This is a genomic window from Pseudomonas sp. G11, from assembly GCF_029457515.1.
Lineage (GTDB): Bacteria > Pseudomonadota > Gammaproteobacteria > Pseudomonadales > Pseudomonadaceae > Aquipseudomonas > Aquipseudomonas gorinensis.
Genome location: NZ_CP120377.1, coordinates 6,984,733 through 6,997,956 on the forward strand (window position 1 = coordinate 6,984,733; position 13,224 = coordinate 6,997,956).

The 13,224-nt window shown below is 61.7% G+C and carries 13 protein-coding genes; 7 read left to right on the plus strand and 6 right to left on the minus strand.

Going from position 1 to position 13,224, the window contains the following annotated elements:
- Window positions 1–9: 9 nt before the first annotated feature.
- On the plus strand, window positions 10–849 hold the full coding sequence (locus P2T68_RS32170; RefSeq protein WP_010206772.1) for an HlyC/CorC family transporter: 840 nt from the start codon (window positions 10–12) through the stop codon (window positions 847–849).
- A gap of 8 nt (window positions 850–857) precedes the next feature.
- Window positions 858–2,381, plus strand: coding sequence for an apolipoprotein N-acyltransferase (lnt, locus tag P2T68_RS32175; RefSeq protein WP_024077564.1), 1,524 nt, complete (start codon window positions 858–860; stop codon window positions 2,379–2,381).
- Window positions 2,382–2,502: 121 nt separating this feature from the next.
- Here the strand turns inward: lnt and P2T68_RS32180 are convergent, their stop codons facing one another.
- Together P2T68_RS32180 and P2T68_RS32185 are read right to left on the minus strand one after the other, a co-directional pair.
- Window positions 2,503–3,264 (minus strand): YdcF family protein, encoded by a 762-nt coding sequence (locus P2T68_RS32180; RefSeq protein WP_277378782.1) that lies wholly within the window; start codon window positions 3,262–3,264, stop codon window positions 2,503–2,505.
- 107 nt (window positions 3,265–3,371) lie between these two features.
- On the minus strand, window positions 3,372–3,689 hold the full coding sequence (locus P2T68_RS32185) for a hypothetical protein (protein ID WP_024077566.1): 318 nt from the start codon (window positions 3,687–3,689) through the stop codon (window positions 3,372–3,374).
- A 262-nt stretch (window positions 3,690–3,951) separates the two neighbouring features.
- On the opposite strand from P2T68_RS32185, the gene leuS reads away from it, so the two are divergent.
- The 5 genes from leuS (at window position 3,952) to P2T68_RS32210 (ending at window position 10,108) form a co-directional block, all read left to right on the plus strand.
- Window positions 3,952–6,558 carry a leucine--tRNA ligase gene (leuS, locus tag P2T68_RS32190; protein WP_024077568.1) on the plus strand — a complete coding sequence of 869 codons (2,607 nt, stop codon included), beginning with the start codon at window positions 3,952–3,954 and terminating at the stop codon, window positions 6,556–6,558.
- An 89-nt stretch (window positions 6,559–6,647) separates the two neighbouring features.
- Complete coding sequence (lptE, locus tag P2T68_RS32195; protein ID WP_024077569.1) at window positions 6,648–7,253, plus strand: LPS assembly lipoprotein LptE; 606 nt, start codon at window positions 6,648–6,650, stop codon at window positions 7,251–7,253.
- A gap of 39 nt (window positions 7,254–7,292) precedes the next feature.
- The gene (holA, locus tag P2T68_RS32200; RefSeq protein WP_024077570.1) at window positions 7,293–8,330 is read left to right on the plus strand and encodes a DNA polymerase III subunit delta; all 1,038 of its coding nucleotides are present in this window, start codon (window positions 7,293–7,295) and stop codon (window positions 8,328–8,330) included.
- 226 nt (window positions 8,331–8,556) lie between these two features.
- Window positions 8,557–8,721, plus strand: a complete 165-nt coding sequence (gene arfA / locus P2T68_RS32205; RefSeq protein ID WP_003176285.1) for an alternative ribosome rescue factor ArfA — start codon at window positions 8,557–8,559, stop codon at window positions 8,719–8,721.
- Window positions 8,722–8,782: 61 nt separating this feature from the next.
- Window positions 8,783–10,108: a lytic murein transglycosylase gene (locus tag P2T68_RS32210; protein ID WP_024077571.1), complete on the plus strand. Its 1,326-nt coding sequence runs from the start codon at window positions 8,783–8,785 to the stop codon at window positions 10,106–10,108.
- A 68-nt stretch (window positions 10,109–10,176) separates the two neighbouring features.
- Here P2T68_RS32210 and P2T68_RS32215 read toward each other — a convergent pair whose 3' ends face one another.
- From P2T68_RS32215 to P2T68_RS32230, 4 genes are all read right to left on the minus strand, one after another.
- The gene (locus P2T68_RS32215) at window positions 10,177–11,097 is read right to left on the minus strand and encodes an LD-carboxypeptidase (protein WP_069077078.1); all 921 of its coding nucleotides are present in this window, start codon (window positions 11,095–11,097) and stop codon (window positions 10,177–10,179) included.
- A gap of 139 nt (window positions 11,098–11,236) precedes the next feature.
- On the minus strand, window positions 11,237–12,238 hold the full coding sequence (lipA, locus tag P2T68_RS32220) for a lipoyl synthase (RefSeq protein WP_162163623.1): 1,002 nt from the start codon (window positions 12,236–12,238) through the stop codon (window positions 11,237–11,239).
- 26 nt (window positions 12,239–12,264) lie between these two features.
- Window positions 12,265–12,912, minus strand: coding sequence for a lipoyl(octanoyl) transferase LipB (lipB, locus tag P2T68_RS32225; protein ID WP_024077574.1), 648 nt, complete (start codon window positions 12,910–12,912; stop codon window positions 12,265–12,267).
- The gene (locus tag P2T68_RS32230) at window positions 12,912–13,187 is read right to left on the minus strand and encodes a DUF493 domain-containing protein (protein WP_024077575.1); all 276 of its coding nucleotides are present in this window, start codon (window positions 13,185–13,187) and stop codon (window positions 12,912–12,914) included. The genes lipB and P2T68_RS32230 overlap by 1 nt, the downstream gene beginning before the upstream one ends.
- Window positions 13,188–13,224 lie beyond the last annotated feature (37 nt).

A 13,224-nucleotide genomic window follows, 5' to 3' on the forward strand; every position in this document is an offset into this window, starting at 1 on the left:
GTAATCGCTATGAGCGAAGACCGATCGAGCAACGGGCAAAAGTCATGGCTGGGTAAACTGACCCAGGCTTTTGCCCACGAGCCGAAAAACCGCCAGGAGCTGCTGGAGCTGCTGCGCGAAGCCCACCAGAACAAGTTGCTGGACAGCGAAGCGCTGGCCATCGTCGAAGGCGCCATCCAGGTGGCTGACCTGCAGGTTCGCGACATCATGGTCCCGCGCTCGCAGATGATCAGCATCAAGGCGACCCAGACCCCACGGGAATTCCTCCCGGCCGTGATCGATTCGGCGCACTCGCGCTACCCGGTGATCGGTGAAAGCCATGACGACGTCATGGGTGTCCTGCTGGCCAAGGACCTGCTGCCGCTGATCCTCAAGGAGAACGGCGACAGCTTCAACATCAAGGACCTGCTGCGTCCCGCCACGTTCGTCCCGGAATCCAAGCGCCTGAATGTGCTGCTGCGTGAATTCCGCGCCAACCACAATCACATGGCCATCGTGATCGACGAATACGGCGGCGTGGCTGGCCTGGTAACCATCGAGGACGTGCTGGAACAAATCGTCGGCGATATCGAAGATGAGCACGACGTCGAAGAAGACAGCTACATCAAGCCACTGCCCAGCGGTGACTTCCTGATCAAGGCGCTGACACCGATCGAGAACTTCAACGAGTTCTTCGACAGCGAGTTCTCCGACGATGAGTTCGATACCGTCGGCGGCCTGGTGATGAGTGCATTTGGTCATTTGCCCAAGCGCAATGAAACCACCGAGATCGGTGCGTATCGCTTCCGCATCCTGAATGCCGACAGCCGTCGCATCCACCTGATCCGTCTGACACCTATTGCCCGCTAAGGACTGACATGCGCCGTTTCATCGCTCCCGGCTGGCCCGGTAACCTGCTGGCCGTGGTGGCCGGCGCCATCACCACCCTGGCGCTGGCGCCGTTCGACCTGTGGCCGTTTGCGCTGCTGGCGGTCGGACTGTTTTATGTCGGGCTGCGGGAATTGTCCCCACGCCAGGCCATGGGCCGTGGCTGGTGTTTCGGTTTCGGCCTGTTTGGCGCTGGCACCAGTTGGATCTACTACAGCATCCACCACTTCGGCGGCGCCTCGGTGCTGTTGGCCGGGCTGCTGATGCTGGCATTCACCGCCGCCATTGCCCTGTTCTTCGCCTTACCCGCGTGGCTGTGGGCACGCTGGCTGCGCCGCAATGAAGCGCCGCTGGCCGACGCCCTGACCTTTGCCGCATTGTGGGTCGGCCAGGAAGCCTTTCGTGGCTGGTTCCTCACCGGTTTCCCCTGGTTGTACTCCGGTTACAGTCAACTCGACGGCCCCCTCACCGGCCTCGCGCCAGTGGGTGGCATGTGGCTGATTTCCTTTGCGCTGGCGCTGACCGCAGCCTTGCTGTGCAACCTGCCACGCCTGCTCGCAACCCGGCGCAACGCCTTTATCGGCACTGGCCTGCTGTTGCTGGTGGCGCCTTGGGCAATCGGCCTGGCCCTCAAGCATCACGACTGGACCTCGCCTTCCGGCGCACCGTTAAGCGTGGCGGCGATCCAGGGCAACGTCGAACAAAGCATGAAGTGGGACCCCGAGCAGCTCAATGCGCAACTGGCGCTGTACCGCGACATGAGCTTCAGCTCCAAGCGCGTCGACCTGCTGGTATGGCCCGAAACAGCGGTGCCGGTGCTCAAGGAGTCGGTCGAGGGTTACCTGGGGATGATGGGCAAGTTCGCCGCCGAGCGGCATACCGCCCTGATCACCGGTGTGCCGATTCGCCAGGAAGTGCATCATCACAAGCGCTACTTCAACGGCATCACGGTGGTGGGTGAAGGGGACGGCACTTACCTGAAGCAGAAACTGGTGCCCTTCGGCGAGTACGTGCCACTGCAGGACATGTTGCGCGGATTGATTGCCTTCTTCGACCTGCCCATGTCGGACTTCGCCCGTGGCCCGTCCGACCAGGCAATGCTGCAAGCCAAGGGCTATCAGATTGCACCGTTCATTTGCTATGAAGTGGTGTACCCGGAATTCGCCGCTGGCCTGTCGGCCCAGAGCGACCTGCTGCTGACCATCAGCAACGACACCTGGTTCGGCACCTCCATCGGCCCCTTGCAGCATCTGCAAATGGCGCAAATGCGTGCGCTGGAAGCCGGCCGCTGGATGATCCGCGCCACCAACAATGGCGTGACCGGCCTGATCAACCCGTATGGTCAGATCACCGCGCAAATCCCGCAGTTCGAGCGCGGCATTCTCTACGGCGACGTGGTGCCGATGCACAACCTGACACCGTATCTGCAATGGCGCTCATGGCCGTTGATCATCCTGTGCCTGGGGCTGTTTGGCTGGGCACTGCTGGCGGGCCGGATGTCCAAAACCGTCTGACCAGGCAACACCAAACCAATGTGGGAGGGCGCGCGCCCCGATGGCAATTGTTCAGACACAGATGTTTTGACTGAAATGCCGCTATCGGGGCAAGCCCCCTCTCACATTTTGATTTGCGGTGCTATCGATAGAACAACCGATACCCCACCTGCCCCACCGCCTCGTTGAGCAACTGCCCGTTCTGCCACACTGACTTGAACTCCGGCATCCAGCCGCCCAGTGGCCGGGCGTTGTCCACGCCCAGGAAACCGACAGGCGCCGGCACCACGGTAAAGCCGGCCTTTTCAAAGCTCCAGACCGAACGCGGCATATGCCAGGCCTGGGTCACCAGCACCACGCGCTTGATGCCCTCGGGTAACAGAATCCCGGCGCTCATCTGCGCGTTTTCCCACGTGGTACGGCTGCGCTCTTCCTTCCAGCGCACCATGACGCCAAAGTCATCTTGCATCGACACCGCCATCAACTCAGCCTCGCTGGGCGGCGTCCCGTAGTGCAAACCACCGCTGGTCAACACCGGCAACCCGGATGCCTTGGCCAAACGCGCGGCATAGCGCTGGCGCTCAAGCCCGATTCCCGTGGGCTGGTCCGAACCCCAGGCCGGATCGCCACGCTCTCGGCCCGAACCCAATATCACAATGGCATCAGCGCGCTCGGCCAGGGTCGACCAGTCCTCGCGAACCAAGGGCGGTTGCGTCTCCAGGGCCCTCGCGCCCCACTCCACCACGACCGGCAAGCTCATCAGCCACATGCCCCCCAGCCCCAGGGCAAAACAGCATCCCGCCAGGCGCGGACGGCTGCGACGAAACCACCAGGCAAGCGCGAGCAACAGCAAAAGAATGCCAGGCGGCAGTAACAGTTGTTTGATGAAGTAACGAATAGGCATCGGGCATCTCCATAGATGCCCGAAGCCTAAGGTGTAACGGGGGTTGAGCGACACTATTTAAGAGCAAAGCTGTGGTTGCGATGATCAGGCAGCAACAGGAGGGTGCATTACTTGAACCGTACGGCCCGACGTTTTTCCGGGCCGCGACCAGCCAACACATCCTTGAGCCACACCACCTTGGCCGACCGCGGGGGTTCACTGTATGGCGGGGAAGCCACACCGCTCGACACCGCGCGTCCATTCCTTTCCAGGTAAGCCGTGATCAGTTCCAACTCTGCGCGGCTCAAGCCTCGCAGTTCCAACTCCACAGGCCGTTCATCACGCAATCGGTCCGCAGTACTTGCCGCATCCAGTGCCCGACCCAAGCGGTCGATCAGTCCTTGGTATACATCCGATTTAGATAACATTCGCTGCGATTCCACCATCCCCTCACCTCATTGAAGATAAGACTCACTCCCCAATAAACAGCGTAGCCCCCATGGCTGCGCCTGCCCGGTGCCGCGACAGACGGCCTCGGTGGCGCAATCAGGGTTTCCCTCGATAGAGTGGGGTCATGTATGCTACGGCGCTTCCTGTAACTCCACTTCCCGCAGGGTTTGGGCACGGACGCGCCGCTTTTTGGTGTCGATCAACCCGGACAGTGCACCGAAGAGGATTAGGCCACCCCTATCCAGTTCAAAAGTAGCCATGCACGAACAATATCAGCCCCGTGAAATAGAAAATGCCGCCCAAACCTTCTGGGACGAGCAAAAGTCCTTTGAAGTCAGTGAACAGCCAGGCAAGGAGACTTTCTACTGCCTATCGATGTTCCCTTACCCCAGCGGCAAGCTACACATGGGGCATGTGCGTAACTACACCATCGGCGACGTGATTTCCCGCTACCAGCGCATGCAAGGCAAGAACGTCCTGCAGCCCATGGGTTGGGACGCCTTCGGCATGCCGGCGGAAAACGCCGCGATGAAAAACAACGTGGCTCCCGCCAAGTGGACCTACGAAAACATCGCCTACATGAAGTCCCAGCTGCGCAGCCTGGGCCTGGCGGTGGACTGGTCTCGCGAAGTGACCACCTGCAAGCCGGACTACTACCGCTGGGAACAATGGCTGTTCACTCGCCTGTTCGAAAAAGGCGTGATCTACAAAAAAAGCGGCACCGTGAACTGGGACCCGATCGACCAGACCGTACTGGCCAACGAGCAGGTCATCGACGGTCGCGGCTGGCGCTCCGGCGCGCTGATCGAAAAGCGCGAAATCCCGATGTACTACTTCAAGATCACCGCCTACGCGGACGAACTCTTGTCGAGCCTCGACGATTTGCCGGGCTGGCCTGAACAGGTCAAGACCATGCAACGCAACTGGATCGGCAAGTCCAAGGGTATGGAAGTTCAGTTCCCGTACAACGTCGACTCCATCGGCGAAGCCGGCGCACTCAAAGTCTTCACCACCCGTCCAGACACCCTGATGGGCGCGACCTACGTCGCCGTGGCTGCCGAGCACCCATTGGCCACCCAGGCTGCCCGCAACAACCCTGAACTGCAGGCGTTCATTGCCGAATGCAAAGGCGGTAGCGTGGCCGAGGCCGACGTCGCCACCCAGGAGAAAAAGGGCCTGCCGACCGGGTTGTTCGTCGAGCACCCGCTGACCGGCGAAAAGCTGCCGGTCTGGGTCGCCAACTACGTGCTGATGCACTACGGCGATGGCGCAGTAATGGCTGTGCCGGCCCACGACGAGCGCGATTTCGAATTCGCCACCAAATACAGCCTGCCGATCAAGTCAGTGGTGCGCACCAGCTCGGGCGATACCAACCCGGCCCCGTGGCAAGACGCCTACGGTGAGCACGGTGAGCTGATCAACTCCGGCGAGTTCGACGGCCTGGACTTCGCCGGCGCCTTCGACGCCATCGAAGTCGCACTGATCAAGAAAAACCTCGGCGCCTCGCGCACCCAGTTCCGCCTGCGCGACTGGGGCATCAGCCGCCAACGCTATTGGGGCTGCCCGATCCCGATCATCCATTGCGAAAGCTGTGGCGACGTGCCGGTGCCGGAAGACCAACTGCCGGTCATCCTGCCGGAAGACGTGGTGCCGGACGGCGCCGGTTCGCCGCTGGCGCGCATGCCCGAGTTCTACGAGTGCAACTGCCCGAAATGCGGCCAGCCTGCCAAGCGTGAAACCGACACCATGGACACCTTCGTCGAGTCCTCGTGGTACTACGCCCGCTACGCCTCGCCGCACTATGAAGGCGGCCTGGTGGAAAAATCCGCGGCCGACCACTGGCTGCCGGTGGATCAGTACATCGGCGGTATCGAACACGCCATTCTCCACCTGCTGTACGCGCGCTTCTTCCACAAGCTGATGCGCGACGAAGGCCTGGTGAGTTCCAATGAACCGTTCAAGAACCTGCTGACCCAGGGCATGGTCGTCGCCGAGACTTACTATCGCCGCGAGGCCAATGGCGCCTACACCTGGTTCAACCCGGCGGACGTCGAACTGGAGCGCGACAGCAAGGCCAAGGTCATCAGCGCCAAGCTGATCGCCGACGGCCTGCCGGTGGAAATCGGCGGCACCGAGAAGATGGCCAAGTCGAAGAACAACGGCGTCGACCCACAGTCGATGATCGACCAGTTCGGCGCAGACACCTGCCGCCTGTTCATGATGTTCGCCTCGCCGCCTGACATGAGCGCCGAATGGTCCGACTCCGGCGTCGAAGGTTCGCACCGTTTCCTCAAGCGCGTCTGGCGCCTGGCCCATGCCCATGTCAGCCAGGGCCTGCCTGGCAAGCTGGATGTAGCGGGCTTGAATGATGAGCAGAAAGCCATTCGCCGCAGCACCCACCTGGCCATCAAGCAAGCGAGCCAGGACGTGGGCCAGCACCACAAGTTCAACACCGCCATCGCCCAGGTGATGACCCTGATGAACGTGCTGGAGAAAGCACCACACGCCACCGAACAGGACCGTGCGCTGGTTCAGGAAGGCCTGGAAACGGTCACCTTGCTGCTGGCCCCGATCACGCCGCACATCAGCCACGAACTGTGGAGCCGCCTGGGCCACAGCGACGCGGTCATCGATGCCCGCTGGCCGGTGCAGGATGACAGCGCGCTGGTACAGGACACGTTGCAACTGGTGATCCAGGTCAACGGTAAACTGCGCGGGCACATCGACATGCCTGCCAGCGCCAGCCGTGAAGACGTCGAAGCGGCCGCCCGCATCAATGAGAACGTGCTGCGCTTTACCGAAGGCCTGACGATCCGCAAAGTGATCGTGGTGCCCGGCAAGCTGGTCAATATCGTCGCGAGCTAAATCGGATCGGGCGCAGGGCTTGGGCCCTGCGCCGAACAAAACCTCCAGGGCCTCGATAAGGCCCACATGGTTTCAAGGGGAGCAACAAAATGATCAAACGCAATTTGCTGGTGATGGGCCTTGCCGTGCTGCTGAGCGCTTGCGGCTTCCAGCTGCGCGGTACTGGCACCAATGAACTGGCGATCAAGGAACTGGACGTCAGCGCCCGCGACGCCTACGGCAATACTGTGACCCAGTTGCGCCAGGTACTGGAAAACAGCGGTGTGCACGTCTACACCGGCGCGCCCTATAAGCTGGTCCTGATAAACGAGAAAGAAACCCAGCGTAACCTCAGTTACGCCAGTGCCGGCCGCGCCTCGGACATCGAACTGAGCAGTGAGCTCAACTTCGAAATCCAGGGCCGCGAACACCTGCCATTGATGGGTGACAAGGTCCAGGTGCAGAAAATCGTCAGCCACGACGGCAACAACCTGGTGGGTTCGGACTCGGAAAGCATCCAGGTGCGCAAGGAAATGCGTCGTGAATTGGTGCAACGCATGGTCGTGCGCCTGCAGATGCTGACCCCACAACAACTCGACACCTTGCAGCAAAACGCCGACAACAAGGCCAAGGCTGACGCCGACGCCCTGAAAGCCGCGCAAGAGTACGAAAACAACACGCCGAAACAATCGCCTGTTGAAGTCCCTGTCGAGTAAGCCATACGGGGCGCCCCAGGCGCCCCGTTCGCCCAGCCTATGAAACTCGCCCCCGCCCAACTCGCCAAACACCTGCAAGGTGGCCTCGCGCCTGTATACATCGTCAGCGGCGATGACCCGCTGCTTTGCCAGGAAGCGGCGGACGCCATCCGCACTGCCGCACGCCAGCACGGCTTCGATGAGCGACAGGTGTTCAGCGCCGACGCCAGTTTCGACTGGGGAACGCTGCTGCAAGCCGGCGCCAGCATGTCGCTGTTTGCGGAAAAGCGCCTGCTGGAGCTGCGCTTGCCGTCGGGCAAGCCCGGAGACAAAGGCGCAGCCGCCTTCATCGAGTACTGTTCACGACCTGCCGAAGACACAGTGCTGCTGATCAGCCTGCCCAAGCTCGACGGCAGTGCGCAGAAAACCAAGTGGGGCAAGGCGCTGGTGGAAGGGGCGCAGACCCAGTTCATCCAGATCTGGCCGGTGGATAGCAGCCAGTTGCCGCAATGGATTCGTCAGCGCCTGTCACAGTCGGGGCTATCGGCGACGCAAGATGCGGTCGAGCTGATCGCCGCCCGGGTCGAAGGCAACTTGCTTGCCGCCGCCCAGGAGATCGAAAAGCTCAAGCTGATGGCTGAAGACGGGCAGATCACCGTCGAGACCGTGCAAGGCGCGGTAGCCGACAGTGCGCGGTTTGACGTGTTCGGGCTGGTGGACGCGATCCTCAATGGCGAACCGGCCCACGCCCTGCGCATGCTCGAAGGGTTACGCGGTGAAGGCGTGGAACCGCCGGTGATCCTCTGGGCCCTGGCCCGGGAACTGCGGGTGCTGGCCAATATCGCGCTGCAATACAGCCAGGGCACGCCGCTCGACAAATGCTTCAGCCAGGCCCGGCCGCCCGTGTGGGACAAACGCAAGCCCTTGATGAGCAAAGCCCTGCAACGGCACTCGGCGCAACGCTGGGCGCAATTGCTGCTGGAAGCGCAGCGCATCGATGCGCAGATCAAGGGCCAGGCTGCCGGTTCGCCGTGGATGAGCCTGAGTCGTTTGTCGCTGTTGATGTCCGGACAGCGCCTGACACTCCCCGCCGAATAGCCCCCCCTTAAAAACACCGAAAAACCAATGTGGGAGGGGGCTTGCCCCCGATAGCGGCGTGTCAGCCACTGCATCTTTAGCTGATCCACCATGATCGGGAGCAAGTCGAATCATCGCACCGCCCTTCCCACATTTTTGACTGCGTTTACAATTCATGGGCTTTACAGCAGCCTGGCTTCGGCAGATGATTTGCACCGCTGCATCCCACCTGAAGAGAGCATCGACCATGAGCAAAAAGCCATCCAAGCATGGCCCCAACAAGGCCAAATCCATCATCGCCCAGCCACTGTTCCGCAGCCGTCAGGAACGCGCCGGCAAGGGCAAAGGCAGCTACCGCCGCGAAGCCTTCCAGTCTAATAGCTGGGAGGCTTCTTACTTTCTGGCTGCCTGAAGGCAAGCGCCCCTCCGGCATGATAAGGTCTGCACCTGATTTGTAATCCCTGGACCTGTGCATGCCCTCTAGTCTTTCCCGTCGTTGGCACCTTCGCCAATTGATCGCTGCCTCCAGCCTCATACTGCTCGTCGCCTGCGCGGAAAAGCCCACCGCCGCGGACGCTCAACCCCTGCCGACATTGCAGACCGCCCCCGTCGCAGCGCCCGCTGTCGTGGCCCCGCTGGCCGTGGACAATCTCGACATCCAGCCCACCCAGACCTTTGCCGAATGGCAGGCCGGTTTCCGCGAGCAAGCCTTGAAGGCCGGGATTACACCCGCCGTCTTCGATAATGCATTTGCCGGTGTTACCCCTGACATGGCGGTGATCCGCGCTGACCGCAGCCAGCCGGAGTTTTCCCGCCCGGTGTGGGAATACCTCGATGGCGCCCTGTCACCGGTGCGCGTGCGTAACGGCCAGTCAATGCTGATCAAGTACGCCGATATCCTGCAAAGCATCGAGCAACGGTATGGCGTCGACCGCCAGGCACTGGTCTCGGTCTGGGGCATGGAAAGCAACTTCGGCCAGTTCCAAGGCAATAACTCGGTGATCCGCTCCTTGGCGACCCTGGCCTACGAAGGCCGTCGCCCGGCCTTTGCCCAGGCGCAATTGCTCGCCGCACTGCAGATCATCCAGCATGGCGATATCCAGGCCGACCAGATGAAAGGCTCCTGGGCCGGCGCCATGGGCCAGACCCAATTTATCCCGACCACCTACAATACCCACGCAGTGGACTTCGATGGCGACGGTCGCCGCGATATCTGGAACAGCCCGGCCGACGCCCTCGCCTCCACCGCTCACTACCTGCAAAGCTCCGGCTGGCAGAAAGGCCAACCGTGGGGCTTCGAGGTGCAACAACTGCCAGCGAACTTCGATTACGCCCTGGCCGACGGCGGTATACGCAAGACCGTGGCCGAATGGCTGAAACTGGGTATCCAGTTGCCACCGGGGGCCAGCATGCCGGCCAACGTTGGGCAACTGTCCGCCGCGCTGCTGCTGCCAGCCGGCTACCGTGGCCCGGCGTTCCTGGTGCTGGATAATTTCCGCGCGATCCTCAAGTACAACAACTCATCGTCCTACGCGCTGGCCGTGGGCCTGCTGTCGGAACGGTTTGGTGGAGGCGGTGTGATCCGTGGGGATTGGCCGAAGGATGAGCTGCCGCTGAGCCGTTCACAGCGCATCGACCTGCAGACGGCGTTGAGCGCCAATGGTTATGACGCGGGCAACCCGGACGGAATTATCGGCGCGAACACGCGCAAGGCGATTCGGGCGGCGCAGCAATCGTTGGGCTGGCCAGCGGATGGGTATCCGACCGTGAAGTTGCTGGAGTCGTTGCAGAACCGTTAGATCTGCTTATGGCGACGACCACTATCGGGGGCAAGCCCTCGATAGCGGTTTAGCAAACGCCAATAGATTCAGGGCCGGACAACCACATCCTGCTCCAACACCACCCGCTGCTCCCCCGCATCCAACCGCACCAACGCGCCCATCGGCAGCGTCAGGTTCGGATCGCAATGCCCGCTGCGCCAGCCGGCCAGCACCGGTATGCACAACGGCTCGAACGTCTGCTTCAGCAGGCGCTCCAGCGCAACGTTATCCACCCCCGCCACATCCCCTACCAGCACACCGGCGACCTGAGCCAACTTGCCCGCCAGACGCAGGTGCGTCAGCAGACGGTCGATGCGGTAGATCGGCTCGTTGACGTCTTCGATAAACAGGATGATGCCCTCGGCATCGATTTCGTAGGGCGTACCCATCACCGCCGCGATCATTGACAGGTTGCCCCCCAATAAGCGCCCACAGGCGATACCAGGCTCGATCGTAGTCAACGGGTAGGCCACCGGGTGCACCAACACACTGCCTGCGCCCAGCTGGCCCCGCAGCAGGTTGAACAGTGATGACTCGGTGGGGGGCTGCTTGCCGCCAAGCAAGTCGGCATTCAGCATCGGGCCGTGGAAGGTCACAAAGCCCGCATAGCGGCTGATCGCAAGGTGCAAAGCGGTGATGTCGCTGTAGCCCACAAAGGGTTTGGGGTTGGCGCGCAGCAGGTCGAAGTCCAGCGCGTCGAGCAGTCGCGGTGTGCCGTAACCACCACGCAAACAGAAGATAGCGTCGATTTCCGGATCGGCAAAAGCGGCGTGCAGGTCACGCAGACGTACTGCATCACTGCCGGCGAGGTAGCCGTCGCGTTCATAGACACCGGGGGAAATTCGCAGATCGTAGCCGCGCGTGCGCATCCATTGGCCAGCCTTTTCAACGTCCAGCACGGCAGGGCCGGCGGGAGCGATCAGGGCGATGGTGCCTTCAGAGCGAAGGGCTGGAACGGCTGCAGTCATACACAACTCTCCCTAACTAACGCGGAACGAAATGTGGGAGGGGGCTTGCCCCCGAAAGCGGTGGATCAGCCAGCACATGGAGTGACTGACATACCGCAATCGGGGGCAAGCCCCCTCCCACACTGGATCTCAACCCCTATCAGGAAACCAGGCTAGCCTTGACCAGCTTGGCTTGCTCATCGGCGTGGTACGAGGAACGTACCAGCGGGCCCGACGCGACGTTCTTGAAGCCCATCTTGTAGCCTTCCTCGGCGAACCAGGCGAAGGTGTCCGGGTGTACGAAGCGCTGTACCGGCAAGTGGCTGCGGGACGGTTGCAGGTACTGGCCCAGGGTCAGCATGTCGATGTCGTGTTCGCGCATGCGCTTCATGACTTCGATCACTTCTTCGTCGGTTTCGCCCAGGCCCAGCATCAAGCCGGATTTGGTCGGAATATGCGGCATCATCTGCTTGAACTTCTGCAGCAGGGTCAGCGACCACTGGTAGTCCGAACCCGGGCGCGCGGCCTTGTACAGGCGCGGCACGGTTTCCAGGTTGTGGTTGAACACATCTGGCGGCTCGGCGGCGGTGATTTCCAGCGCCACGTCCATACGGCCACGGTAGTCCGGGACCAGGGTTTCGAGCATCACGTTCGGTGACAGCTTGCGGATTTCGCGGATGCAGTCGGCGAAATGCTGGGCGCCGCCGTCGCGCAGGTCGTCACGGTCTACCGAGGTGATCACCACGTACTTGAGTTTCAGGTCGGCGATGGCGATGGCCAGGCTTTCCGGTTCGTTGACGTCCAGTGGCTTCGGCCGGCCGTGGCCGACGTCGCAGAACGGGCAACGACGGGTGCAGATGTCACCCATGATCATGAAGGTGGCGGTGCCGCCGGAGAAGCACTCGCCCAGGTTCGGGCACGATGCTTCTTCGCACACGCTGTGCAGCTTGTGCTTGCGCAGCAGGGCCTTGATCCGGTCGACTTCCGGCGAGACCGGAATACGCACGCGAATCCAGTCAGGCTTTTTCGGCAGTTCGGTCGTCGGGATGATCTTGACCGGGATGCGTGCAACCTTTTCGGCGCCGCGCAGCTTGACGCCGGCTTCCACCTTGGCACGCGGGGCCGGGGCCGGACGCTCGGTAACGTCCAGCGTCGGGATCATGGTTTGCACTGCATCAGTAGTCATAATCAGTCGATTCCGCCCGTGAGGGTCGTCTGCTCAGCATAGTCGAGGTGTTTGACGAGCTGCGCACGCAGCCGGGCACTTACCTCGGCAAATTTAATCGGTGTGGCGTGGTCGCTCAGTTGGGTCATCGCCAGCCCGGCATAACCGCACGGGTTGATGCGCCGGAACGGTGCCAGGTCCATGTCCACGTTCAGGGCCAGGCCATGAAAGGAACAACCGTGGCGAATCCGCAAACCGAGGGACGCGATTTTCGCGCCGTCCACATACACACCGGGTGCATCGGGCTTGGCCGCGGCGCTCACGCCATAACTGGCCAACAGCTCGATCAGGCAAGCCTCCATGCGGCTTACCAGGTCGCGCACGCCAAAACCCAGCTTGCGCACGTCCAGCAGCAGGTAAGCCACCAGTTGACCGGGCCCATGGTAAGTCACTTGCCCCCCTCGGTCGACCTGCACCACCGGAATATCCCCCGGCAGCAGCAGATGTTCGGCCTTGCCGGCCTGGCCCTGGGTGAACACCGGCGGGTGCTCCACCAGCCAGATTTCATCGGGCGCCGAAGTGCCGCGCTCATTCGTGAACCGCTGCATGGCGTGCCAGACGGGCTCGTAGTCCATCCGGCCGAGCTCGCGAAAGCCCAGGACCTGTGGCATCACAGCACCATGTGCACGAAGCCGGTGGCCCGCAGTTCGCTGTTGATGTCGTAGAGCTGGTCTTGACCGGTCGCAACGATGTGCAGCTGGATCGTGGTGTATTTACCGTTGGAGCTCAAACGCTCGTCCACCCGGTTGTCATTGATCGTCGCGTGTTTACGCACGATCTGAAGAATCGTGTCTTTGTTGCCTACACCGGTATCGCTGATCACCTTGACGGGATAATCCACGTTTGGGAATTCGATCTTTGGCGCCTTTACTTCTTTATCGGTCATGGCGTAACGGCCTCGTAAGCGTAAGCCGTGGCGACGG